Genomic DNA, 22532 nt, shown 5'->3' on the forward strand with positions numbered 1-22532 from the left:
AAATATTCAGACAGTATATCCCGATTAGTCCCGTTTATCCCTCGCTGCGGCAGGTTTACAGTAGCCGCCTGTCTGAGGGAGTGAACCATGACCTACCGCCACCGCGTTGCCACCGTTTTTCTGTTCGGCTTTTTTCTCGATTTGATCAATATGTTTATCGCCAGCATCGCCTTTCCGGCAATCAGCCGCGCGCTGGCGGTTTCCGTCTCGCAGCTGGCGTGGGTCAGTAATGCCTATATTCTCGGTCTGACGGTCGTTGTGCCGTTCAGCGCCTGGCTCAGCGAGCGCTGGGGGGCGAAACGGCTGTTTTTACTCTCGCTGGGGCTGTTCAGCCTCGGCGCGCTGGCGGCAGGGCTTGCCAACAGCCTGAGCGAACTGATTTTATGGCGGACGCTGCAGGGGATGGGCGGCGGGCTGTTAATCCCCCTCGGCCAGGCGCTGACGTGGCCGCTGTTTCAGCCGCATGAGCGGGCGAAGCTGTCGGCGGCGGTGATGCTGGTCGGCCTGCTGGCCCCCGCCTGCTCGCCGGCGATCGGCGGCCTGTTAGTCGAGGCGTTCAGTTGGCGCTGGGTCTTTTTCGCCAGCCTGCCTGTCGCTCTGCTAACCTTTGTGCTGGCGGTGCGATGGCTGAACGACACCCCCCGTCTGGTTCGCCCGACTCGCTTTCTTCCACTGTCGCTGCTGGCCGATCCCCTGCTGCGCTTCGCGATGCTGATCTACCTCTGCGTGCCGGGGATGTTTATTGGCGTCAACGTGGTGGGGATGTACTACCTGCAACGCGTCACCGGGATGGCGCCGGGGGCAATCGGTGCCCTGATGGTGCCCTGGTCGCTGGCCTCGTTTGCCGCCATCACCTTTACCGGCAGATATTTCAACCGCTTCGGGCCCCGGCCGCTGGTCGTCATCGGCTGCCTGCTTCAGGCGATGGGGATCATGCTGCTGCTGAAGATCGATGCGGACAGCCCGCTGGCGCTGTTGATTCTGGCCTTTACGCTGATGGGCGGCGGAGGCAGCTTATGCAGCAGCACCGCGCAAAGCAGCGCTTTCCTGCATACGCCTGCCGAAGAGATGCCTGACGCCAGCGCGCTATGGAATCTTAACCGCCAGCTCAGCTTCTTTGCCGGCAGCGCCCTGCTCGCCCTGCTGCTGAGGGTATTCCCGCCGGCCTACGCCTGGCAGGGGGTATTTATTAGCGCCGCCGTCATTACCCTGTTGCCGCTGCTGTTTTGCCTGCGGCTGAATAATCGGGCGATTATCCATCGCCTGCACACCACTCTGGAGAAGTCATGAATCCTTATCTGCAGGAAGTCCTCGATGCCCATGTCCTTATCGAACGCTGGTTAAGCCATGGCGAAGGAAGCGCTGAGGCGCTGATGAAGCGTTTTGCCGCCGATTTTACCATGATCCCCTTGAGCGGTGAGAAGATGGACTACCTAACGGTGAGCCGTTTTTTCCACCACGCCGGCGGCAGCCGTCCGGGGTTAGATATCGTAGTGGATCAGATGGAAATCATCAGCGAGTGGCACGACGGCGCCGCAGTGCTATATCGTGAAAGCCAAACGCTGGCGGATAGCAGTCAGAACGTTCGCTGGTCGACGGCGATTTTTCAGCAAGCGGAAGGGAAAATTGTCTGGCGCCATCTGCAGGAAACCCGCCTCGGCTAGCCCAAAGAAAAAGGCCCCGACTTTCGAGGGGGCCTTTTTGACAGAAAACGTCTTATTCGCGGAAGAGCGCTTCGATATTCAGCCCCTGTCCCTGCAGAATTTCCCGCAGGCGACGCAGACCTTCCACCTGGATCTGCCGCACGCGTTCGCGGGTCAGGCCAATTTCACGGCCCACATCCTCCAGCGTGGCAGCTTCATAACCCAGCAGACCAAAGCGACGTGCCAGAACTTCACGCTGCTTGGCGTTCAGTTCGAACAGCCATTTGACGATACTTTGCTTCATATCATCGTCCTGCGTGGTGTCTTCCGGGCCGTTCTCTTTCTCATCGGCCAGAATATCCAGCAGCGCTTTTTCTGAATCGCCACCCAGCGGAGTATCCACGGAGGTGATGCGCTCGTTCAGACGCAGCATACGGCTGACGTCATCGACCGGTTTGTCCAGCTGTTCGGCGATCTCTTCCGCGCTAGGCTCGTGGTCCAGCTTATGGGACAACTCGCGCGCGGTACGCAGATAGACGTTCAGCTCTTTAACAATATGGATCGGCAAACGGATCGTACGGGTTTGGTTCATGATCGCCCGTTCAATAGTCTGGCGGATCCACCAGGTCGCGTAGGTCGAAAAACGGAACCCACGTTCCGGGTCAAACTTCTCAACGGCGCGGATCAGGCCGAGGTTACCTTCTTCAATCAGATCCAGCAGCGCCAGACCACGATTGCTGTAACGACGGGCAATCTTCACCACCAGACGCAAGTTACTTTCAATCATGCGACGGCGTGAAGCGACATCACCACGCAGTGCGCGACGCGCGAAATAGACTTCCTCTTCCGCGGTCAGCAGTGGGGAATAACCAATCTCTCCAAGATAAAGCTGAGTGGCGTCAAGTACGCGCTGGGTTGCGCCTTGCGACAGCAGCTCTTCCTCAGCCAGATCGCTATCACTGGGTTCCTCTTCTACTAAGGCTTTCTCGTCGAAAACCTCAATTCCGTTCTCATCAAATTCCGCGTCTTCATTTAAATCATGAACTTTCAGCGTATTCTGACTCATAAAGGTGGCTCCTACCCGTGATCCCTGAGCAAAGCACCTTCCACGGCACATCAACAAACGACGCCTGGACGATTTCCCCTGCCCTCTCTGCGAGAGGAACGTAGACACCGCCCTGGCGCCTGTTAGCTGATGCTTCGCTTATCCGTACTTTGCCAAATTATCGCTGCGGTAAGTACTGCAGCGGGTTGACGGATTTCCCCTTGTAACGAATTTCAAAATGTAATCTTGTTGAGCTGGTTCCGGTGCTACCCATGGTAGCGATTTTCTGCCCCGCTTTGACTTCCTGTTGCTCCCGAACCAGCATGGTATCGTTATGAGCGTAGGCACTCAGGTAATCATCGTTATGTTTGATGATAATAAGATTACCGTAGCCGCGCAGTGCGTTACCGGCATAGACGACGCGCCCATCGGCGGTCGCGACAATAGCCTGTCCCTTACTGCCTGCAATATCGATACCTTTATTGCCGCCTTCCGCGCCGCTAAAGTTCTCGATAACCTTGCCATCAGTCGGCCAGCGCCATGCTGAGATCGGCGAACTGGTTGACGTACTGCTTGCAGTCGGCTGGGTTGTGCTCACCGTTGTTGGTGCCGTCACCGGCGCGACAACCGTTGTGGTTGTAGTCGCTGGTTTATTATTAGGCAACATCTTGGTAGCACTCTGTTCACCTGAAGATTCAGAATACGTAATAGTCGGTTGTGAAGCAACCACCGCGGTCGATTTTTGTGCAGAAGTTGTGCTGGTCGTCGCACCGCCGCTCGCTCTTGCGCTGGCCTGAGAAACGGCGTTTTCGCCGGTGATCGGCTGGCCTGAGGCGTTACCGACCTGCAGTACCTGCCCCACGTTCAGCGCGTACGGGGCCGGGATATTGTTGCGTTGCGCCAGGTCGCGGAAATCGTTGCCGGTGACCCAGGCGATATAGAATAGCGTGTCGCCGCGTTTTACCGTATAGGTACTGCCGCCGGTATAGCTACCTTTCGGAATATCGCCATATTTGCGGTTGTAAACGATCCGGCCATTTACCGTCTGTACCGGCTCCTGCGCCACCGGCGCCGGCTGCGGCTGAATGGTCTGGGTCTGCATCGGCTGAATCGGCTGCGCCTGAGGAGCGGACTTGACGCCGGAGGGTGGCGGCGTAATCAGCATGCCGGAGTTGGTGCTGGAAGAGGCGGCGCCGCCGGCAGAGCTAACCGGCGCAGGCGGATTATTGGTGTTGGTACACCCGGCCAGCCAGAGTGAAACCAGTGAAAGAGCCGCAATACGGCTGACGGTAAATTTGGTGCTTCCCGCGCTCATTTATCCCCCAGGAATATGTTAACTGCCAATATCTTGCTTACCGGGCGGCGCCCGGCCAGGACACTGAAAAATGTGTCCACCCTACGCCTAAAGTCAGGCAAAAAAAACCTGGAATAATCCGGGTCTCAGGCCAGCTCCCCCTTCACCAGGGGAACAAAGCGAACGGCCTCGACGGTATCAATGATAAATTCGTTGCCCCGACGACGGATCCGTTTGAGAAACTGATGCTCTTCGCCGACCGGCAGCACCAGCACGCCGTCATCATCCAGCTGCGCCAGCAGCGCGGTCGGTATTTCCGGCGGCGCCGCCGTCACAATAATGGCATCAAACGGCGCCCGCGCCTGCCAACCTTGCCACCCATCGCCATGACGGGTTGAAACATTATGTAAATCAAGTTGTTTCAGGCGACGACGCGCCTGCCACTGTAAACTCTTAATTCGCTCTACCGAGCATACGTGATGCACCAGATGCGCCAGGATGGCCGTCTGGTAGCCGGAACCGGTGCCGATCTCCAGCACCCGCGACTCCGGCGTCAGCGTCAGCAGCTCGGTCATCCGCGCCACCATATACGGCTGGGAGATGGTCTGCCCCTGGCCAATCGGCAGCGCGGTGTTTTCCCACGCTTTATGTTCAAAGGCTTCATCAACAAACTTTTCGCGCGGGACCAGCGCGATCGCCTCGAGGACACGTTCATCGACGATGCCCTGCGTGCGCAGTTGATTCAACAAACTTTCAACACGTTTACTTACCATTGCCTGTCAACCCCGACACGTTCCAGCCAATCGGTGACCACCTCATGCGCCTGATGGGCGGTTAAATCGACGTGCAATGGCGTCACGGAAACATAGCCTTCATCCACTGCCGCAAAATCGGTGCCCGGCCCGGCATCGCGCTTATCGCCCGGCGGGCCAATCCAGTACAGGGTGTTGCCGCGCGGATCTTGTTGCGGGATCACCTGGTCGGCCGGATGGCGGTTGCCGCAGCGGGTCACGCGAATGCCCTTGATTTGATCAAGCGGGAGATCCGGCACGTTGATGTTAAGGATCCGCCCGGTACGCAGCGGCTCGCGGCTTAAGGCGCGCAGAATGGTGCAGGTTACCGCCGCGGCGGTATCGTAATGCTGATAGCCGTTCAGCGACACGGCCAGCGCGGGGAACCCCAGATGACGGCCTTCCATCGCCGCGGCCACGGTGCCGGAATAGATGACGTCGTCGCCCAGGTTGGGGCCGGCATTAATGCCGGAAACCACGATGTCCGGACGCGGGCGCATCAGCGCGTTCACGCCGAGATAGACACAGTCGGTCGGGGTGCCCATCTGGACGGCGATGTCGCCATTTTCAAAGGTAAACGTACGCAGGGATGATTCCAGCGTCAGCGAATTCGAGGCTCCGCTGCGGTTACGATCGGGTGCAACAACCTGGACCTCGGCAAACTCCCTTAAGGCCTTTGCCAGGGTCTGTATCCCCGGCGCATGGATCCCGTCATCGTTACTCAGCAATATTCGCATAGTCACCCGTTGTATTGATAAGCTCCCTGACCACGCTGGTGGCGAAGCTGCCCGCCGGCAGCCAGAAACGCAGTTCAACGGTTACGTCATCCCACCAGTTCCAGCTAAGCTGCTGCGGATAGAGGAGCATCGCCCGGCGCGCCGCCTCAACTTTCTCCCGCACCAACAGCGCCTGCAGCGAAGTTTCTTCGGCGATGGCGGCCTGCTCAGCGGCCAGAGCGTCGCGCTGGCTTCCCCAGTCGCCGCTGCCCGGCAGCGCAGCCGTGATCATCAGTTCGCGGTTGTGCACCCGCGCCTGCGAAACCTCGAGTTCTTCCGGTGTGACGACAAACCAGCTCCCACGCCCCGCTAATTGTAGCGCATCGCCATCAACAACCTGATTAAATTCCGTTTTTTTTAATCTAATACTGACTTGCTGATTAAACAACGCACTGCGGGCCGCCGACAACCAAAAACTGCGCTTATTGCGATCGCGCACCGGCGCGTCGCTTTCCGCCCAGCGCAACGCGCCCTGCAGATTACTGCCGCCAATGCCAAAGCGCTGCGCGCCGAAATAGTTCGGTACGCCCCGTTCAGCGATGGCCTGCAGACGCGTCTCCACGTCCTGGCGATCGCTAATCTCGCGCAGGATCACGGTAAACTGGTTGCCTTTCAGCGCGCCTAAACGCAGCTTACGCTTATGGCGGGCATATTCCAGTACCTGGCAGCCCTCGAGCTGAAATTTGCTCAGGTCCGGCATCTCTTTGCCGGGCACCCGCGCGCACAGCCACTGCTCGGTGACGGCGTGCTTATCCTTTTGCCCGGCGAAGCTCACTTCACGGGCGTGGATCTTAAGGAATTTCGCCAGCGCGTCGGCGACAAAGCGCGTATTGCAGCCGTTTTTCAGGATCCGCACCAGCACGTGTTCGCCTTCGCCGTCCGGGGCAAATCCCAGATCTTCCACCACCAGAAAATCTTCCGGATTGGCTTTCAGCTGCCCACTGCTCTGCGGCTTGCCGTGCAGCCAGGTCAGTTGGTCAAAGGCGATCATTTGTCGGCCTTACGCAGCAGCGCAACCGCTTCGCAGGCGATCCCTTCCCCGCGGCCGGTGAAGCCGAGCTTCTCGGTGGTGGTCGCTTTCACGTTGACGTCGTCCATATGGCAGCCGAGATCCTCAGCGATAAAGACGCGCATCTGCGGAATATGCGGCAGCATTTTCGGCGCCTGGGCAATAATCGTGACGTCGACGTTGCCGAGCGTATAGCCCTTGGCCTGAATGCGGCGCCATGCTTCGCGCAGCAGTTCGCGGCTATCGGCGCCTTTAAACGCCGGATCGGTATCGGGGAACAGCTTGCCGATATCGCCCAGCGCCGCGGCGCCAAGCAGCGCGTCGGTCAGCGCATGCAGCGCGACGTCGCCGTCGGAGTGGGCCAGCAGCCCTTTTTCATAAGGAATGCGTACCCCGCCAATGATGATTGGGCCTTCACCGCCAAAAGCGTGTACGTCAAAACCATGTCCAATTCGCATTAAGCTTTCTCCTGGTGTCGGGAACGGGTGAGGTAAAATTCAGCCAGCGCCAGGTCTTCCGGGCGCGTCACTTTAATATTATCCGCGCGTCCGGCGACCAGCTGCGGATGGAAGCCGCAGTACTCCAGCGCCGAGGCTTCATCGGTGATAGTGGCTCCCTCGTTTAGCGCGCGAGTGAGGCAATCCACCAGCAGCTCGCGAGGGAAAAATTGCGGGGTGAGCGCATGCCACAGGTCATTGCGGTCGACGGTATGGGCGATAGCGGTTTTGTCCGGCTCGGCGCGCTTCATGGTGTCGCGCACTGGCGCCGCAAGGATCCCGCCGACGCGGCTGGTTTCGCAGAGCGACAGCAGGCGGCTGAGGTCGTCCTGATGCAGGCAGGGGCGCGCGGCGTCATGCACCAGCACCCACTGCGCCTCCGGCAACGCCTGCAGGCCGGCGAGCACCGAATCGGCGCGCTCGGCGCCGCCATCCACCACGGTAATTTGCGGATGCTGCGCCAGCGGCAGCTGGCTGAAGCGGCGATCGCCGGGGCTGACGGCAATCACCACCCGCTGGACGCGCGCATCCGCCAGCAGCGCGGCGACCGCGTGTTCGAGAATCGTTTTGTTACCGATTGAGAGATATTGTTTCGGGCATTCCGTTTGCATGCGGCGGCCGAAACCGGCTGCCGGCACCACGGCGCAAACGCCCGGAAAAGTGGCTGCCATGTTGTAATCCTGGGCCTGGTTATCGATTGTTCTGCTGTTGCCCCGATGCCTGATTGCGTTTAGACGCATCCGGTACCAGACGATAGAAGGTTTCGCCCGGGCGGGTCATGCTGAGTTCATTGCGCGCACGCTCCTCAATCGCTTCCTGCCCGCCGTTGAGGTCGTCAATTTCGGCAAACAGCTGATCGTTGCGTGCTTTTAATTTGGCGTTAGTCGCCTGCTGGGCGGTGACGTCGTCGTTAACCCACGTGTAGTCGTGCAGGCCGTTTTTACCGAACCACAGCGAATACTGTAGCCAGACCAGCAAAGCTAATAATAGCAGCGTTAGTTTACCCATCCTGCCCCCTGAAAAACGGCATCATCATCCCAAAACTCGCCCGGGTACGCTACCGGGGCGCGCGGACGATGCCGCGTAACGCGGGGACTGTACCATATTTTTGCTGTCGATACCCATGCTTGATTCATACCAGCAACGGGTTATCCCAACAGCCAGAGGAAGAGTAGCGCAAACATCAGTCCAACGGTCAGGATGGTCGCGCTGACGCTATAGAGCAGTTTGCCATTGAGCAGAGAGTGCAGCGCAATACCGACCACCACCGCCACCGGCATCAACGCAAGGAAGAATGGCCAGGTGTAGAGGAGAAAGAAGAGTGTATTACTGCCATAGAGAAGGAAGGGAATACCCAGCGCCAGCAGCCACGAAATAAAGCCCACGGCAGCGCCCGACAAAGACCAGGTGGTCTCGTCGCCGATCGCCGGAGGCGGTTCTGAACGAATAATACTGAGGTTCTGGGTATTGCGCATATCGAATCCTGTAGACCGGGCAACCGGCACCCCTCGATGCCGCTACCGTTTCAGGATCTGATAATATCGCTCTGTTGCAGCAGGTCTAATAGTTGGTGCACCAAATTTGTTACCAATTGTTCACCATCCAGATGAATTTCCGCCTTTTCCGGTGCCTCATAGACCGAGTCTATGCCGGTGAAATTGCGTAATTCCCCTGCCCGCGCTTTCTTATACAATCCTTTCGGATCCCGCGCCTCGCAGATGGCCAGCGGGGTATCGACGAACACTTCGATAAAGCGTCCTTCCCCGAGGCGCTCGCGCACCATCTGCCGTTCCGCACGGTGCGGAGATATAAATGCCGTCAATACCACCAGCCCGGCATCGACCATCAGCCTGGCCACTTCACCGACGCGGCGAATGTTCTCTTTGCGATCCTCATCGCTGAATCCCAGGTCGCTGCACAGGCCATGGCGCACGTTGTCACCGTCCAGCAGATAGGTGCTGACGCCGCGCTCATGCAGGGCCTCCTCCAGCGCCCCGGCGACGGTGGATTTACCCGACCCCGAAAGGCCGGTAAACCACAGCACCACGCCGCGATGGCCGTGATGCTGTTCCCGCTGCTGTTGGGTCACAGGGTGGGCATGCCAGACGACGTTTTCGTCATGCTGGGCCATTATTTGCCTCCCAGCAGGTCGCGGGCGTCCCAGTGCGGGAAATGTTTACGGATCAGCTGGTTCAGCTCCAGCTCGAAGGCGCTGTACTGTGATGCCGAAGTCGATGCCTGCAGGTGCGGCTCGTTGACCATCCCGGCGCCGACGGTGACGTTGGTCAGGCGATCGATAAAGATAAGCCCGCCGGTCACCGGGTTTTGCTGATACGGATCCAGCACTAAAGGTTCGTCAAAGGTCAGCTCCACCAGGCCGATGCCGTTCAGCGGCAGAGACTCGACTTCACGCTGGGTCAGGTTGTTAATATCGACCTGGTAGCGGATAGCGTCGACGCGAGCGCGGGTCTTCTTGCCGGCGATTTTGATGTCGTAGCTCTGGCCCGGGGTCAGCGGCTGTTCGGCCATCCACACCACGTCGATGCTGGCGCTTTGTACCGCCGGCAGCGAGGCTTGCGCGTCAACCAGCAGGTCGCCGCGACTGATGTCGATTTCATCTTTCAGCACAAGGGTAATGGCTTCGCCGGCGGCGGCTTCCTGCAGGTCGCCGTCGAAGGTGACGATACGCGCCACGCTCGATTCGACGCCCGACGGCAGCACCTTCAGACGCTGGCCAACCTGCACGGTACCGGAGGCGACCGTGCCGGAGAAGCCGCGGAAATCGAGGTTCGGACGGTTAACATACTGCACCGGGAAGCGCAGCGGCTGGCTCTCGACCACCCGCTGGATCTCTACGGTTTCGAGGACTTCCAGCAGCGTCGGGCCACTGTACCACGGCATATTCGCGCTCTGGCTGGCGACATTATCGCCTTCCAGCGCCGACAACGGCACAAAGCGGATATCAAGGTTGCCCGGCAGCTGCTCGGCAAAGGTCAGATAATCTTCCCGGATCTCGTTGAAGCGCGCTTCGCTAAACTCGACGAGATCCATTTTGTTGACCGCCACTACCAGGTGTTTAATGCCCAGCAGCGTCGAGATGAAGCTGTGACGGCGGGTCTGGTCGAGCACCCCCTTGCGCGCATCGATCAGCAGGATCGCCAGGTCGCAGGTGGACGCGCCGGTGGCCATATTGCGCGTGTACTGCTCGTGCCCCGGGGTGTCGGCGATGATAAATTTGCGCTTTTCGGTCGAGAAGTAGCGATAGGCCACGTCGATGGTGATGCCCTGCTCGCGCTCAGCCTGCAGGCCGTCCACCAGCAGCGCCAGGTCCAGTTTTTCGCCCTGGGTGCCGTGACGCTTGCTGTCGTTGTGCAGCGAAGAGAGCTGGTCTTCATAGATCTGGCGCGTATCGTGCAGCAGGCGGCCAATTAAGGTGCTTTTGCCGTCATCGACGCTGCCGCAGGTCAAAAAACGCAGCAGGCTCTTGTGCTGTTGCGCGTGCAGGTAAGCTTCTACGCCGCCTTCGTTGGCAATTTGTTGGGCAATGGTCGTGTTCATGGCGGCTCCTTAGAAATACCCCTGACGTTTCTTCAGCTCCATCGAGCCGGCCTGGTCGCGGTCAATGACGCGCCCCTGACGTTCGCTGGTGGTCGATACCAGCATCTCTTCAATAATTTCCGGCAGCGTCTGCGCTTCAGACTCCACCGCGCCGGTCAGCGGCCAGCAGCCGAGGGTACGGAAACGCACCATCCGTTTTTCAATCACCTCGCCCGGCTGCAGATCGATACGGTCGTCATCGATCATCATCAGCATACCGTCGCGCTCCAGCACCGGACGCTCAGCGGCCAGATACAGCGGCACGATTTCAATATTTTCCAGATAGATGTACTGCCAGATATCCAGCTCGGTCCAGTTGGAGAGCGGGAAGACGCGGATGCTTTCGCCTTTGTTAATCTGGCCGTTGTAGTTGTGCCACAGCTCCGGACGCTGATTTTTCGGGTCCCAGCGGTGGAAGCGGTCGCGGAAGGAGTAGATGCGCTCTTTCGCGCGGGATTTCTCTTCGTCGCGACGCGCGCCGCCGAACGCGGCGTCAAAGCCGTATTTGTTCAGCGCCTGCTTCAGCCCTTCGGTTTTCATGATATCGGTATGCTTGGCGCTGCCGTGGACAAACGGGTTGATGCCCATCGCCACCCCTTCCGGGTTTTTATGCACCAGCAGTTCACAGCCATAGGCTTTAGCGGTCCGGTCGCGGAACTCATACATCTCACGGAATTTCCAGCCGGTATCGACGTGCAGCAGCGGGAACGGCAGGGTTCCCGGATAAAACGCTTTGCGCGCCAGATGCAGCATTACGCTGGAATCTTTCCCGATGGAGTACATCATTACCGGGTTAGAAAATTCGGCGGCCACCTCACGAATAATATGGATGCTTTCCGCCTCCAGTTGCCGCAGGTGAGTGAGTCGTTTTTGGTCCATAACCGTTCCTTAAGCCAGATTGACCACCGAAGCGTTAAACCCCTCGGCGGATGATGTATGTTGAAACCAGGCGAGCTGCTGATGCAACTGCACCACTTCGCCTACCACCAGCAGGGCGGGCATCGGGGCGTCTTTCGCCAGGTGTTCGAGTTGTTGCAATGTGCCGGTTATCGTCTGCTGATCGTCACGGGTGCCACGGGAAATCACCGCCACCGGCGTGTCGCTGTCGCGACCGTGGGCGATCAGCTGGGCGCTGATTTCCGCCGCCTTCATGGTGCCCATATAGATCGCCAGCGTCTGTTGGCTCTTCGCCAGCAGCGACCAGTCGAAGGGGGCGCTGTCCGGCTTATAGTGGCCGGTGACAAAGACGGCGCTTTGCGCATAATCGCGATGGGTCAGCGGAATACCGGCGTAGGCCGTCGCCCCGGCGGCAGCGGTGACGCCCGGCACCACCTGGAACGGGATCCCCGCCTCGGCGGCAGCCTGCAGCTCTTCTGCGCCGCGGCCAAAAATAAACGGATCGCCGCCCTTCAGGCGCACGACGGTTTTCCCCGCCTTCGCCGCCTCCACCAGCAGCTGATTGGTTTCATGCTGCGGCACCGAATGCTCGCCGGCGCGTTTGCCGACGCAAATAAGTTCGGCATCGCGGCGCACCAGCTCGAGAACCGGCTGAGTCACCAGATGATCGTGGAAAACCACGTCCGCCTGCTGGATCGCCTGCAGACCGCGAAGGGTCAGCAGCCCGGCATCGCCCGGCCCGGCGCCAACCAGAATAATTTCTCCCGTCTCGCGTTCGGGCTTATCCAGCTCATCCTGCAGCGCCTTTTCCGCCTCCGCAGAGTTGCCCGCCACCATCAGGCTGGCGAAGCGGCCGGTAAAGACGCGCTCCCAGAAGCGGCGACGCGCTTCGGTAGTCGTCAGGCGGGTTTTCAGATGGTTGCGCCAGTAGCTTGCTGATTCCGCCAGCCGACCGAGATTCGTCGGCAGCAGCGCTTCGATTTTTTCACGCAGAATGCGCGACAGCACCGGCGCTTTACCGCTGGAGGAGATCGCCACCAGCAGCGGCGAACGGTCGACGATAGAAGGGAAAACAAACGAGCACAGCGCCTGGTTATCCACCACGTTGACCAACCGGTAGCGCGCGTTAGCTGCCGCAAATACCCGCTGGTTAAGCGCCTCATCCTCGGTGGCCGCAATCACCAGAAAGACATCATCCACCAGCGAGTCGCTGAATTCCGCCGCCCGCCAGCTGAGTGCCTGGCGCGCAGCCAGATCGGCCAGCGCCGGTGACAGCGTTTCAGCGACCACCTGCACCTGCGCCTGGGCGCGCAGCAAGAACTTGATCTTACGTTCAGCAATCTCGCCGCCGCCGATCACCAGCACGGGCCTTTGTTTCAGTTCGGCAAAAAGGGGCAAGTAATCCACGGTGCAACAACTCTCTTACATTCAGCGATACTGCGACTATAGGGTGCGCCTTAGAGCAAATGAAATTACGAAATGGAATGAGTTGTGACACAAAGGAATAACGCGGCGGAAATACAAATATCAAAAAGTGCTTAACGCGCTATTTTTCCGCTATTTAAGAGCAATTGAAATTGTTTAACCGCGGTCACAGTTTCATACTGTACGCGTCAAATTGTCTTGTTCGTGTAAGGACCCCTTATGTTTTCCGCGTTGTGCCGCCGTCTGCTTCCGCTGGCGCTCGGCACCGGTTTTGTTTTTGCCGCCGCCCCCGCATTCAGCGCGCTGGGCGACACCGCCAGTAGCCAGGCCCGCCATATCGCCACCGTCTTCCCGGGACGAATGACCGGAACGCCGCCGGAAATGCTCTCAGCTGACTATCTGCGCCAGCAGTTCGCCCTGATGGGTTATCAGAGCGACGTGCGAAGCTTCAATACCCGCTATATCTATACCGACAGCAATCAGCGCAAGAACTGGCATAACGCCACCGGCAGTACGGTGATCGCCGCCCATGAAGGTAAAGTGCGCCAGCAGATTATTATCATGGCACACCTCGACACCTATGCGCCGCAGAGCGATAAAGACGTGGAGAACAACCTCGGCGGCCTGACGCTGCAGGGCATCGACGACAACGCGATGGGACTTGGCGTATTGCTGGAGCTGGCGGAGCATTTAAAGAACGTCCCTACCCGCTATGGCATCCGCTTTATCGCCACCAGCGGTGAAGAGGAAGGCCGTCTCGGCGCGCAAAACCTGCTGCAGCGGATGAGCGAAGCGGAAAAGAAAAATACCCTGCTGGTGATCAATCTCGATAATCTGGTGGTGGGCGATAAGCTTTATTTCAACAGCGGCCGCAGCACGCCGGCCTCGGTGCGCAAGCTGACCCGCGATCGCGCGCTGGCTATCGCTCGCAGCAAGGGCATCGCCGCCTACACCAACCCGGGACTCAATCCGGCTTATCCGAAAGGCACCAGCTGCTGCAATGACGCCAGCGTCTTCGACAACGCCGGGATCCCGGTGCTGTCGGTCGAGGCGACTAACTGGTCACTCGGCAAAAAAGATGGCTATCAGCAGCGGAGCAAATCGGCCAGTTTCCCGCAGGGAACCAGTTGGCATGACGTCCAGCTGGATAATCAGCAGTATATCGACCACGCGCTGCCCGGGCGCATCGAACACCGCGGACGCGAGGTAGTGAAAGTCATGCTGCCGCTGGTGAAAGAGCTGGCGAAGGTGGAGAAGCCATCGTCATTAAAATAATCGGGTAGTCATCACCGGCAACAAGGATTGTCGCCATGATCAATTTACGCTGTTCGGGCGTTTTTTTTCTGCTGCTGGCTGCCAGCGCAGGCGCCCTCGCCGACAGCCAGGTCTATATCTGGCAGCGGGTCTGGAATGACCAGCATAAGACCGCGCTACAGCAAAGCCAGGCGCTGTTTGCCACTTTGCGCGTTCTGGGGATCCAGTTTCATCCTCAGGAAGGCGTCCGCCTTGCCCGCGTTAACACTTCATTATTACAGCAGGATGGCCGCCCGGTGTGTCTGGTCGTCCGCCTGGACGGCAGCCTGACGCAGCTTGATACCACCACAATGCTGCCGCAGATAAAGCGCCTTGTGACCCACTGGCGCAAGGCAGGCGTTAATCTCACCGCCATTGAAATCGATTATGATGCTCCCACTTCGCGGCTCTCCGATTATCAACGCCTCCTGATGGCCATGCGCCAGGGGCTGCCTTCAGATATTACGCTCAGCATCACGGCGCTCCCGACCTGGCTCACCTCCCCCGGACTGCGTCCTTTGCTGAAAGCGGTAGATAGCTCCGTATTGCAACTTCATAGCGTGCAATCCCCGGGGACCGGCTTGTTCGACCCGACACTGGCCCGGCGCTGGAGCAGGCAATATGCGCTTATCGCTCCTCACCCTTTTTACCTCGCGCTCCCGGCCTATGGTTCCGCGCTCATCGCTGCCCCGGGACAGCCCGCCAGCGTTGAAAGCGAGTCGCCGCTGTGGATTGCGGCTGAAAAACAAGAACTGAGCGTTTCACCGCGGCAAATCGACACGTTTACTCGCGAACTGGAACAACAGCCGCCGCATCATTTTTCAGGTATCGTCTGGTTTCGTCTGCCTCTGGATAACGATACCCGCGCCTGGTCGCTTAGTACGCTGGCGGCAGTCATCCGCCATCAGCCGTTAACCTCCCGCTGGCAGTGGCTGGCGCTTCCCGATAAGGCCAACGCCAGCGCAGAGTCCACGCTCTACGAACTGGCGATTAAAAACACAGGCAATATTGATGCCCCACTCCCGGCGAAAATAACGCTAACCACGGAAGATTGTCTGGCCGCCGACGGCGCCGGAAGCTACCGCTTTATCGAACAAACGTTTTCCCTCACCGCCCCTGCGCTGTTGCGCGCCGGGCGGACGCAAGCCATTGGTTGGGCAAGATGCTCAACGCCACCACAAGGAAAGTTTCATGTTAACCCGTAAATTACCTCTGGCCGCCTTCCTGGCGGCGACGCTTGTTGCTGCCAGCAGCCACGCCTGTGGGCCGTTTTTCCCCAACTATTTGTTAGCAGATCGCCAGGCTAATCTGCTGTATCTGCCGGAGGGGAGCTTTGCTTTAGAGAGCAGCCGCCTGGTGCTTGCCGATCCGCGACTTCCGCAATGGCGTGATACATCTGCCGACAAGCCTACCTCTCCCACGGCCGAGGAGACGCTGCTGAAGACGATCCGGGCCAGCGGTTCGTTAGCCGCCGCGGAAAAAATGGCCGCTGATCTCCCGACCGCCAGCCGCCTGTACGTGCTCGGCGCAGTGGCGTTTGCTGAACGCGATAGCCGGGCGCGTGACTATTTTCGCCAGCTTTTGGCCTTGCCCGTGGAACAACAGGGCGAGTGGGGGCTCAAGGCGCGTTATTCGCTGGCCCGCAATTTGATGCGTGATTATCCGCTTACTGATAGTCGTTCTTCTCACGGTAGTGAGCAGGAATTGCGCGAAGCCTTCGATCTCTACCAGCAGATCATTGACGCCGTTCGTGAAGGTCAGCAGGATCCGGAGCTGCTCTCGCTGGCAAGTCTTGGCCAGCAGGGACGTATCAAACACTGGCAAAGCGACCCCATTGCCGCGGCTCATCTTTATGCCCGGCAGGCGGCGCAGGGTTCCCCCAGTGGCAGCCTCTCTTTACGCTACACTGTCGACGTCCTCAACCACCCGGAAAACGAACAGTTCCTGCAACCTGGCCTGGACGATCCGGTTATTCAGCAACTGCTGATTGCGAGTTTTTTTACTCGTTCGTCCAATTTGTTGTACGAGCCGGAACCGCGGCCCTTTGATCCGACAGAGGTCAAAAATTACCATAATGAGCTGATAGCGAAGCTGGCGCAGAAAGTCGATCGCGATATGGCCGGTAGCGACCGCCTGATCGCCCTCGCCTATCGTAACGGCCAATATCCGCTGGTGACGCTGATGTTGAAAAACGCCAAAGAAAATGGGCTCACCGCCTGGGTAAGGGCCAAAATGGCGCTGCGGGCCGGTGATGTCAACGCGGCAGCGGCATGGTACGCCAAAGCCGCGGCGTCATTTCCGCCAAATGAAACCTGGGGTTTCCAGTCCTATAGTGATGACATTGTCGGCGAGGAGTTTGTTACGCCGGTCTGCCGTATTCATGCCGAGCAGGCGATACTCGCGCTCAACCGCGACGACTATCTGCAGGCAATGCGGCTGATGTATCAGGCGAAAGAAAATTACTGGCCGGATGTCGCGCACATTGCCGAACGAGTGCTCACGGTCAATGAACTCCTTGCTTTCGTGGATAAATATGTCCCGGCACCTTCTCCTTCAGCCCCTACTACGCCGAAAAATGCCGGGCGCGATAGCGCTGACGCCAGGCTACGCAACCTGCTCGCCCGACGCCTGATGCGCGCGGGCCAGTATCAAAAAGCGCTGGTCTATTTTGCGCTGGCCGAAGATCGAGACGCCGCCCGGGCGTTTATCGATGCCTTTCCGAAAAAGGGACACAAAACAGCTCAGGCGCAGGGCTGGTGGCAAGCGGCGCTAATCCTGCGTCATCAAGGGATGGAATTGACAGGCTATGAGATGGCTCCCGATTTTGCGCTGTATGGAGGCGGGTATTCATGGCCCTATTACAACCAGGGACCGGAAGATAATTCGGCCGTGACATCGTGGATAAGTGATGGCGAACGGCAACGCGTTCAGCGATCCCTGCTAAAACAGGACAGTCATTTCTTACACTATCGCTGGCAGGCGGTGACGCTGGCGGAAAAAGCGGCCGACCTGTTGCCATATAAATCACAGGCCTATGCTGCCGTGCTGTGTAATGCAACAGGATGGGTATGGGGGCGGGATGCTCAATTAACCAAACGCCTGTATCAGCGCTATGTTAAGTACGGCGCCCCGTTCCCATGGGCCGAAAATTTTGGTCGGGATTGCCCGGAGCCGGATTTTAGCGCGATCCAGGAGACGGTAAAAAAACAGTGATATCGCTAGAGCGGCAGGTAGCGATATTTATTCTCCGCAAGCTTTCGTGCCCACTCTCAGGATCGATAACGTTAGTGGACGGGCTTATCCTCGCGAATGCGGGGAACACAGTTAGTTCAGTTTCACCCAAGTGAACCCCGGTTTATCCCCGCTGGCGCGGGGAACACGTCTTCCCTGTTTGCTGCCTGCTGTCTGTCTGCGGTTTATCCCCGCTGGCGCGGGGAACACGACGGAACGGCAGTGATATCCATGACGATCACCGGTTTATCCCCGCTGGCGCGGGGAACACCACATCAGAATCCACCGGAAAACGCTCATCCCCGGTTTATCCCCGCTGGCGCGGGGAACACGAGAGCCCAAGATATTCGCGCTCTGGGATTGCCGGTTTATCCCCGCTGGCGCGGGGAACACCGACTTTGACGTTGAAAAGATAAGGACCTCTGCGGTTTATCCCCGCTGGCGCGGGGAACACATTACACGGATAACCCGTGGTTTCCGGACGTGCGGTTTATCCCCGCTGGCGCGGGGAACACACCTCTTCCCCCATCCAGTCATTTACCTGCAGCGGTTTATCCCCGCTGGCGCGGGGAACACCTGGCGCGGACGCCGGGAGATATTGACAACGGCGGTTTATCCCCGCTGGCGCGGGGAACACCAGGAAAGAGACACACCGAAGGCCTCCGCGATCGGTTTATCCCCGCTGGCGCGGGGAACACTCAATGACCAATAACCAGTTAACCTCTACCCACGGTTTATCCCCGCTGGCGCGGGGAACACAGATCGAAATCGACCAACAAATTCGCAGCGCGCGGTTTATCCCCGCTGGCGCGGGGAACACTTGTGCCGACCGCCCCGTAAGCCAATTACGTTCGGTTTATCCCCGCTGGCGCGGGGAATACTTCTTCTTCCTCCGCGAGTTCTGCAAACGTGACGGTTTATCCCCGCTGGCGCGGGGAACACGAACGTCAGCTCGTCGTAAACCTCGCCAGACGCGGTTTATCCCCGCTGGCGCGGGGAACACATGTGTTTCAAAACGATCTGCCGGTCACCGAGCGGTTTATCCCCGCTGGCGCGGGGAACACTTGTGCCGGATAGCACAGAACTGGTGACGGAGCGGTTTATCCCCGCTGGCGCGGGGAACACATATTATTAAAAGCATTAATGCCTATATTCGCCGGTTTATCCCCGCTGGCGCGGGGAACACCCAGCCCTTCACCTCAGCGATGGCTGCTACTGCGGTTTATCCCCGCTGGCGCGGGGAACACTGAAACAGGCAATTACGGAATGGGCTGGCAGCCGGTTTATCCCCGCTGGCGCGGGGAACACCAGCCCGCGTGGGATCCGTTATCGTAGTAGAGCGGTTTATCCCCGCTGGCGCGGGGAACACTCCGACAGGAGGGGGACGAGCGCGCTGCTGAACGGTTTATCCCCGCTGGCGCGGGGAACACTGGTCGTCCAACCGGATTTGGAACATTCAGTTCGGTTTATCCCCGCTGGCGCGGGGAACACTGGTGTCGTAATTTTTCGCACTGCGTTAAACGCGGTTTATCCCCGCTGGCGCGGGGAACACTTGATTAGCTCACGCATTGCCGGGCCGATCACCGGTTTATCCCCGCTGGCGCGGGGAACACCATCAGCTATCGCAGGCAACGGCGTTAGTGAGCGGTTTATCCCCGCTGGCGCGGGGAACACGGTAAAATCAAGCGTGGTTGACGTGATCTGACCGGTTTATCCCCGCTGGCGCGGGGAACACATTTTCCTTGAGCGCTGGTATAGCGACAATCACGGTTTATCCCCGCTGGCGCGGGGAACACCCCCTGCGGATAGATTTTCCCTGACTGACAACCGGTTTATCCCCGCTGGCGCGGGGAACACTCAAGAGAGCAGACGTACTTTGTCGACAAAACCGGTTTATCCCCGCTGGCGCGGGGAATACCATGGAACGGTCGTTTACCAGGTCGTATGACACGGTTTATCCCCGCTGGCGCGGGGAACACGTCAAAATATTTAACCTGAACGCCCGTGTATTCGGTTTATCCCCGCTGGCGCGGGGAACACAACTTTTCCGGCTTCGATGTGCGTTGCGATTTCGGTTTATCCCCGCTGGCGCGGGGAACACTGCTGGACTATGCAACTGAACAGTACAGGAAACGGTTTATCCCCGCTGGCGCGGGGAACACGCTTTCTAATAATAGCAAAGTAACAGACGTATCGGTTTATCCCCGCTGGCGCGGGGAACACTTCGACATCGACACGACCAGCCTCTGCCAAATCGGTTTATCCCCGCTGGCGCGGGGAACACCCCCTCATCTTCTTCAACATAGCATCAAGAAACGGTTTATCCCCGCTGGCGCGGGGAACACACTAAAGATATATTACTGTTTTATAATAGCTTTTTAAGCACACAACAATTTACCAACTTTATCACAACAATCTCACATTATTAAAGAACATCCAACTCATTGATTTTCAACGGGAAGGAATGAAACCAGTCGTAGGCCATCTAAATCTACCGGTATACGGCGGTTTTCTCCCCAGGTTTGAAACTCAAAACCTGATTCGCTGTTTGTCGCCCAGGCCATCACGACATTTCCACCGTCACTTAGCTGTATCACCTGCTGCCAGATCATTTCCCGGATCCGTTTTGAGGTATCACCAACATATACCCCAGCGCGGATCTCAAGCAGCCAGATTGCGAGCCGTCCTCGCAGGCGAGGTGGAACATTTTCCGTCACCACCATAAGCATACTCATCAGCCATGCCCTCGATGCCCTTTATCTCCCATCGACTCGGGCTCGGGTATCGCCGGCGGCAGCATATCCGGCGGTGGTTGAGGCGGTTCAATTTCGCCAGCAGACAGCACCTCTTCAATCAACGGAATCAATTTGCCTGTCAGCTTTGTACTGCGGAAAATATCGCGACAGGCCAGCCTGACTTCTTTATCCGGCTCCGCAGGATGGCTGGCGGCGATCTCAAATGCTTTTGGCACGACGGAATCAAATTTAATAATGTCAGCAATATCATAAACAAACGAAAGCGGCTTACCGCTGTGAATAAAACCGATGGCAGGCGCATAGCCTGCCGCCAGAATCGCTGCTTCAGATATACCGTATAAACACGACGTCGCTGCACTAATACACTGGTTTACAACATCCCCCCTGGCCCAGTCTTTTGGATCATAATTGCGCCCGTGCCATTTCACACCGTAGCGTTTCGCCAACAGAGCGTAGGTTTGCCGAACGCGAGATCCTTCAATACCGCGTAGCTGCTCCACAGAACGGCGCGCGGGTGGCGCTTCACGAAAACGCAGTTCATACATTTTGCGCACCACCTTCAAGCGCAAATCATCATCCAGCGCCAGCTTAGCCTGGTACAAGAGTTTGTCGGCCCGCGCGCCGCCGGGCTGGCCGGAAGAGTAAACCCGCACGCCCGCCTCCCCCACCCACACCAGCAGCGTCCCGACGGTCGAGGCCAAACGCACTGCCGCATGAGAAACCCGCGTTCCCGGCTCCAGCATAATGCAGGCCACCGATCCTACCGGGATATGCGTGCGGATCCCGGTCTTATCGATTAATACAAATGCGCCATCAAGTACATCGATCTGCCCGTACTGGAGAAAGATCATCGATGTCCGATCTTTCAGCGGGATGGGGTTTAACGGCACGAAGGTCACTCGCCATCCCCGGGTTTAATCATCATCATTCCGCAGCCAAAAGCCCGGCTTTTACCGTATCCCGACGCCAGACGCTGCAAAAATAACGCTGGATCGTTCACCACCAACATGCCGGTGTAATCCACACTGCTGAACTGAATGGTCTGGCGCGATTTTTCGCGCCGTATCTGCTGCTGACGATAAGCATCCACCACGGTCTCCGCTAAAGAAAACCCGCTTTGTTCACCTTGCCGCGTTAACCAGGCCAGCGCCGCCTGTTGCTGATGCGCCCAGATATCCCGAGGTTCAACCTGCTCTTTAACCTGGCGCTTAGCGTCCATCAGCAGATCGTGGCGCTTGCCGGCTTTACAAATCGTTGGATTTGCCCGCAAGCTAAAACACAATCTCTGGCCAGCCCGCAGTTCGGGATTAAACGAACGGCTTTGGATCTCAAAAATCTCGCTCTCAGCAGGCAGCTGTGGTGACAAAACGAAAAAGCGAAATGCGCCCTGCAACGCTTCGCGCCGATAGAGAAACTGCCGCTGTTGCCCGCCTGGAAAAAGCTGCCACAACCACTGATGCATGACATATTCACCGCGTTCCACCAGGTGCAAGAGCTGTAATGGCGAAAGCTGCGCGGTATACAACGTTATTCTTGAGAGGTACACGTTTCCTCCTTACTGAGCCAGGTTCCCTGATTCATGGAGCGCTCGCCAAACAGCCAATGCTGGCGGTTAAGCGGACAGTCGCGGCGCCGCAGTATTTTATTGGCGACTAAACCAGCATGCTCACCCTCCCACCAGCATTGATCCTGCAGCTGTCGCAGAGAAAGCCTCAGCAGGTTAAATCTTTCCTGATACTGGCGATAAGCCTGGCGAAGTACCTCTGCGGCGTGGCCTTCAAGCAGCAGCGGCATTAACGGCAGCGCCAGCGGATGACTTTTGCGTCCCAGATACAGCGGAAATACCGGGTAACGTAGCGCCTCATGCAACTGCTCCAGCGAGTAAGGCGCATCAGGCGTGACCGCCACCGCAATCATCCACCAGGCATCGGTATAATAATCGCGCCGGGAGATCAGCGCGCTGAGTAGCTCAGGATCCTGTAACTCTTCGCGGCGACTGAAATAGCGCGCCTTACGCACTTCTTTCGGCATCTGTACAGTATGATAATCCCTCGCCCAGCGCGGTTCGCTGCTGGCGCAGAGCAAAAAGGAGTAATGCTGGTTGAAGGCGTTTAACCGCTGTTCTTCTTCACGGCGGATCCCTAATGCCGCCGCCAGCAGCCCCAGCAATGCTGAACGGGAGGGTAGCTCATGGCTATGACGGACCTCGCCGGGGGCGTCCACGCCCCACGACGCCATCGGACCATGAAGCTGAAAAACCAGATATTGGCTCATTAGC

General features: G+C 58.2%; 22 protein-coding genes and 1 CRISPR repeat array. Of the genes, 5 read left to right on the forward strand and 17 right to left on the reverse strand.

The window, feature by feature from the left end; translation table 11 throughout:
* The first annotated feature begins 87 nt into the window (after positions 1–87).
* Positions 88–1290, forward strand: a complete 1203-nt coding sequence (locus HMPREF1024_RS14625; RefSeq protein ID WP_009308501.1) for an MFS transporter — start codon at positions 88–90, stop codon at positions 1288–1290.
* Positions 1287–1664 carry a hypothetical protein gene (locus tag HMPREF1024_RS14620; RefSeq protein WP_009308502.1) on the forward strand — a complete coding sequence of 126 codons (378 nt, stop codon included), beginning with the start codon at positions 1287–1289 and terminating at the stop codon, positions 1662–1664. Before HMPREF1024_RS14625 ends, HMPREF1024_RS14620 begins: the two co-directional genes overlap by 4 nt.
* Before the next feature lie 52 nt (positions 1665–1716).
* On the opposite strand, the gene rpoS is transcribed toward HMPREF1024_RS14620, so the two are convergent.
* From rpoS to cysG, 13 genes are all read right to left on the reverse strand, one after another.
* Positions 1717–2709, reverse strand: a complete 993-nt coding sequence (gene rpoS, locus HMPREF1024_RS14615) for an RNA polymerase sigma factor RpoS (RefSeq protein WP_002915106.1) — start codon at positions 2707–2709, stop codon at positions 1717–1719.
* Between the two features lie 157 nt (positions 2710–2866).
* The gene (nlpD, locus tag HMPREF1024_RS14610) at positions 2867–4003 is read right to left on the reverse strand and encodes a murein hydrolase activator NlpD (RefSeq protein WP_004149542.1); all 1137 of its coding nucleotides are present in this window, start codon (positions 4001–4003) and stop codon (positions 2867–2869) included.
* Positions 4004–4128: 125 nt separating this feature from the next.
* Entirely contained in the window at positions 4129–4755 is a 627-nt protein-coding gene (locus HMPREF1024_RS14605; protein WP_002915108.1) for a protein-L-isoaspartate(D-aspartate) O-methyltransferase, read from the reverse strand.
* Positions 4749–5510 carry a 5'/3'-nucleotidase SurE gene (gene surE / locus HMPREF1024_RS14600; protein ID WP_004174648.1) on the reverse strand — a complete coding sequence of 254 codons (762 nt, stop codon included), beginning with the start codon at positions 5508–5510 and terminating at the stop codon, positions 4749–4751. Before surE ends, HMPREF1024_RS14605 begins: the two co-directional genes overlap by 7 nt.
* Positions 5491–6540 (reverse strand): tRNA pseudouridine(13) synthase TruD, encoded by a 1050-nt coding sequence (gene truD / locus HMPREF1024_RS14595; protein WP_009308503.1) that lies wholly within the window; start codon positions 6538–6540, stop codon positions 5491–5493. Before truD ends, surE begins: the two co-directional genes overlap by 20 nt.
* On the reverse strand, positions 6537–7016 hold the full coding sequence (gene ispF / locus HMPREF1024_RS14590; protein ID WP_004181093.1) for a 2-C-methyl-D-erythritol 2,4-cyclodiphosphate synthase: 480 nt from the start codon (positions 7014–7016) through the stop codon (positions 6537–6539). Before ispF ends, truD begins: the two co-directional genes overlap by 4 nt.
* Positions 7016–7726, reverse strand: a complete 711-nt coding sequence (gene ispD / locus HMPREF1024_RS14585; RefSeq protein ID WP_004151063.1) for a 2-C-methyl-D-erythritol 4-phosphate cytidylyltransferase — start codon at positions 7724–7726, stop codon at positions 7016–7018. Before ispD ends, ispF begins: the two co-directional genes overlap by 1 nt.
* A gap of 19 nt (positions 7727–7745) precedes the next feature.
* Positions 7746–8063 (reverse strand): cell division protein FtsB, encoded by a 318-nt coding sequence (gene ftsB, locus HMPREF1024_RS14580; RefSeq protein WP_009308504.1) that lies wholly within the window; start codon positions 8061–8063, stop codon positions 7746–7748.
* Between the two features lie 140 nt (positions 8064–8203).
* On the reverse strand, positions 8204–8530 hold the full coding sequence (locus tag HMPREF1024_RS14575; RefSeq protein ID WP_002915157.1) for a DUF3561 family protein: 327 nt from the start codon (positions 8528–8530) through the stop codon (positions 8204–8206).
* Between the two features lie 50 nt (positions 8531–8580).
* Positions 8581–9186: an adenylyl-sulfate kinase gene (cysC, locus tag HMPREF1024_RS14570; RefSeq protein WP_002915158.1), complete on the reverse strand. Its 606-nt coding sequence runs from the start codon at positions 9184–9186 to the stop codon at positions 8581–8583.
* The gene (gene cysN / locus HMPREF1024_RS14565) at positions 9186–10613 is read right to left on the reverse strand and encodes a sulfate adenylyltransferase subunit CysN (RefSeq protein ID WP_004181094.1); all 1428 of its coding nucleotides are present in this window, start codon (positions 10611–10613) and stop codon (positions 9186–9188) included. The genes cysC and cysN overlap by 1 nt, the downstream gene beginning before the upstream one ends.
* Positions 10614–10622: 9 nt before the next feature.
* Complete coding sequence (cysD, locus tag HMPREF1024_RS14560; RefSeq protein ID WP_002915160.1) at positions 10623–11531, reverse strand: sulfate adenylyltransferase subunit CysD; 909 nt, start codon at positions 11529–11531, stop codon at positions 10623–10625.
* A 9-nt stretch (positions 11532–11540) separates the two neighbouring features.
* Positions 11541–12947 carry a siroheme synthase CysG gene (gene cysG / locus HMPREF1024_RS14555; protein ID WP_074195922.1) on the reverse strand — a complete coding sequence of 469 codons (1407 nt, stop codon included), beginning with the start codon at positions 12945–12947 and terminating at the stop codon, positions 11541–11543.
* Between the two features lie 246 nt (positions 12948–13193).
* On the opposite strand from cysG, the gene HMPREF1024_RS14550 reads away from it, so the two are divergent.
* Genes HMPREF1024_RS14550 through HMPREF1024_RS14540 form a run of 3 tightly spaced genes read left to right on the forward strand, consistent with a single transcriptional unit; the run spans position 13194 to position 17480 of the window.
* Positions 13194–14249 (forward strand): aminopeptidase, encoded by a 1056-nt coding sequence (locus HMPREF1024_RS14550; RefSeq protein ID WP_009308506.1) that lies wholly within the window; start codon positions 13194–13196, stop codon positions 14247–14249.
* A gap of 35 nt (positions 14250–14284) precedes the next feature.
* The gene (locus HMPREF1024_RS14545; protein ID WP_009308507.1) at positions 14285–15472 is read left to right on the forward strand and encodes a DUF3142 domain-containing protein; all 1188 of its coding nucleotides are present in this window, start codon (positions 14285–14287) and stop codon (positions 15470–15472) included.
* The gene (locus tag HMPREF1024_RS14540) at positions 15459–17480 is read left to right on the forward strand and encodes a hypothetical protein (RefSeq protein ID WP_009308508.1); all 2022 of its coding nucleotides are present in this window, start codon (positions 15459–15461) and stop codon (positions 17478–17480) included. The genes HMPREF1024_RS14545 and HMPREF1024_RS14540 overlap by 14 nt, the downstream gene beginning before the upstream one ends.
* An 80-nt stretch (positions 17481–17560) precedes the next feature.
* Positions 17561–19843: a CRISPR direct-repeat array (repeat unit 29 nt; unit sequence CGGTTTATCCCCGCTGGCGCGGGGAACAC).
* A gap of 96 nt (positions 19844–19939) precedes the next feature.
* Here HMPREF1024_RS14540 and cas2e read toward each other — a convergent pair.
* Genes cas2e through cas5e form a run of 4 tightly spaced genes read right to left on the reverse strand, consistent with a single transcriptional unit; the run spans position 19940 to position 22528 of the window.
* Positions 19940–20233 carry a type I-E CRISPR-associated endoribonuclease Cas2e gene (gene cas2e, locus HMPREF1024_RS14535; RefSeq protein ID WP_009308509.1) on the reverse strand — a complete coding sequence of 98 codons (294 nt, stop codon included), beginning with the start codon at positions 20231–20233 and terminating at the stop codon, positions 19940–19942.
* Positions 20233–21153 carry a type I-E CRISPR-associated endonuclease Cas1e gene (gene cas1e / locus HMPREF1024_RS14530; RefSeq protein ID WP_009308510.1) on the reverse strand — a complete coding sequence of 307 codons (921 nt, stop codon included), beginning with the start codon at positions 21151–21153 and terminating at the stop codon, positions 20233–20235. The genes cas2e and cas1e overlap by 1 nt, the downstream gene beginning before the upstream one ends.
* On the reverse strand, positions 21150–21800 hold the full coding sequence (cas6e, locus tag HMPREF1024_RS14525) for a type I-E CRISPR-associated protein Cas6/Cse3/CasE (RefSeq protein WP_009308511.1): 651 nt from the start codon (positions 21798–21800) through the stop codon (positions 21150–21152). The genes cas1e and cas6e overlap by 4 nt, the downstream gene beginning before the upstream one ends.
* Positions 21782–22528: a type I-E CRISPR-associated protein Cas5/CasD gene (cas5e, locus tag HMPREF1024_RS14520; RefSeq protein ID WP_009308512.1), complete on the reverse strand. Its 747-nt coding sequence runs from the start codon at positions 22526–22528 to the stop codon at positions 21782–21784. Before cas5e ends, cas6e begins: the two co-directional genes overlap by 19 nt.
* Between the last annotated feature and the right edge of the window lie 4 nt (positions 22529–22532).

The sequence above is a fragment of the Klebsiella sp. 4_1_44FAA genome (assembly GCF_000238715.1).
In the GTDB taxonomy this organism is placed as follows: domain Bacteria; phylum Pseudomonadota; class Gammaproteobacteria; order Enterobacterales; family Enterobacteriaceae; genus Klebsiella; species Klebsiella pneumoniae.

Excerpts from the sequence above, each read along its gene's own strand:
- HMPREF1024_RS14625 (WP_009308501.1), top strand. The coding sequence starts at position 88 with ATGACCTACCGCCACCGCGTTGCCACCGTTTTTCTGTTCGGCTTTTTT.
- HMPREF1024_RS14620 (WP_009308502.1), top strand. The coding sequence starts at position 1,287 with ATGAATCCTTATCTGCAGGAAGTCCTCGATGCCCATGTCCTTATCGAA.
- rpoS (WP_002915106.1), bottom strand. The coding sequence starts at position 2,709 with ATGAGTCAGAATACGCTGAAAGTTCATGATTTAAATGAAGACGCGGAA.
- nlpD (WP_004149542.1), bottom strand. The coding sequence starts at position 4,003 with ATGAGCGCGGGAAGCACCAAATTTACCGTCAGCCGTATTGCGGCTCTT.
- HMPREF1024_RS14605 (WP_002915108.1), bottom strand. The coding sequence starts at position 4,755 with ATGGTAAGTAAACGTGTTGAAAGTTTGTTGAATCAACTGCGCACGCAG.
- surE (WP_004174648.1), bottom strand. The coding sequence starts at position 5,510 with ATGCGAATATTGCTGAGTAACGATGACGGGATCCATGCGCCGGGGATA.
- truD (WP_009308503.1), bottom strand. The coding sequence starts at position 6,540 with ATGATCGCCTTTGACCAACTGACCTGGCTGCACGGCAAGCCGCAGAGC.
- ispF (WP_004181093.1), bottom strand. The coding sequence starts at position 7,016 with ATGCGAATTGGACATGGTTTTGACGTACACGCTTTTGGCGGTGAAGGC.
- ispD (WP_004151063.1), bottom strand. The coding sequence starts at position 7,726 with ATGGCAGCCACTTTTCCGGGCGTTTGCGCCGTGGTGCCGGCAGCCGGT.
- ftsB (WP_009308504.1), bottom strand. The coding sequence starts at position 8,063 with ATGGGTAAACTAACGCTGCTATTATTAGCTTTGCTGGTCTGGCTACAG.
- HMPREF1024_RS14575 (WP_002915157.1), bottom strand. The coding sequence starts at position 8,530 with ATGCGCAATACCCAGAACCTCAGTATTATTCGTTCAGAACCGCCTCCG.
- cysC (WP_002915158.1), bottom strand. The coding sequence starts at position 9,186 with ATGGCCCAGCATGACGAAAACGTCGTCTGGCATGCCCACCCTGTGACC.
- cysN (WP_004181094.1), bottom strand. The coding sequence starts at position 10,613 with ATGAACACGACCATTGCCCAACAAATTGCCAACGAAGGCGGCGTAGAA.
- cysD (WP_002915160.1), bottom strand. The coding sequence starts at position 11,531 with ATGGACCAAAAACGACTCACTCACCTGCGGCAACTGGAGGCGGAAAGC.
- HMPREF1024_RS14550 (WP_009308506.1), top strand. The coding sequence starts at position 13,194 with ATGTTTTCCGCGTTGTGCCGCCGTCTGCTTCCGCTGGCGCTCGGCACC.
- HMPREF1024_RS14545 (WP_009308507.1), top strand. The coding sequence starts at position 14,285 with ATGATCAATTTACGCTGTTCGGGCGTTTTTTTTCTGCTGCTGGCTGCC.
- HMPREF1024_RS14540 (WP_009308508.1), top strand. The coding sequence starts at position 15,459 with ATGTTAACCCGTAAATTACCTCTGGCCGCCTTCCTGGCGGCGACGCTT.
- cas2e (WP_009308509.1), bottom strand. The coding sequence starts at position 20,233 with ATGAGTATGCTTATGGTGGTGACGGAAAATGTTCCACCTCGCCTGCGA.
- cas5e (WP_009308512.1), bottom strand. The coding sequence starts at position 22,528 with ATGAGCCAATATCTGGTTTTTCAGCTTCATGGTCCGATGGCGTCGTGG.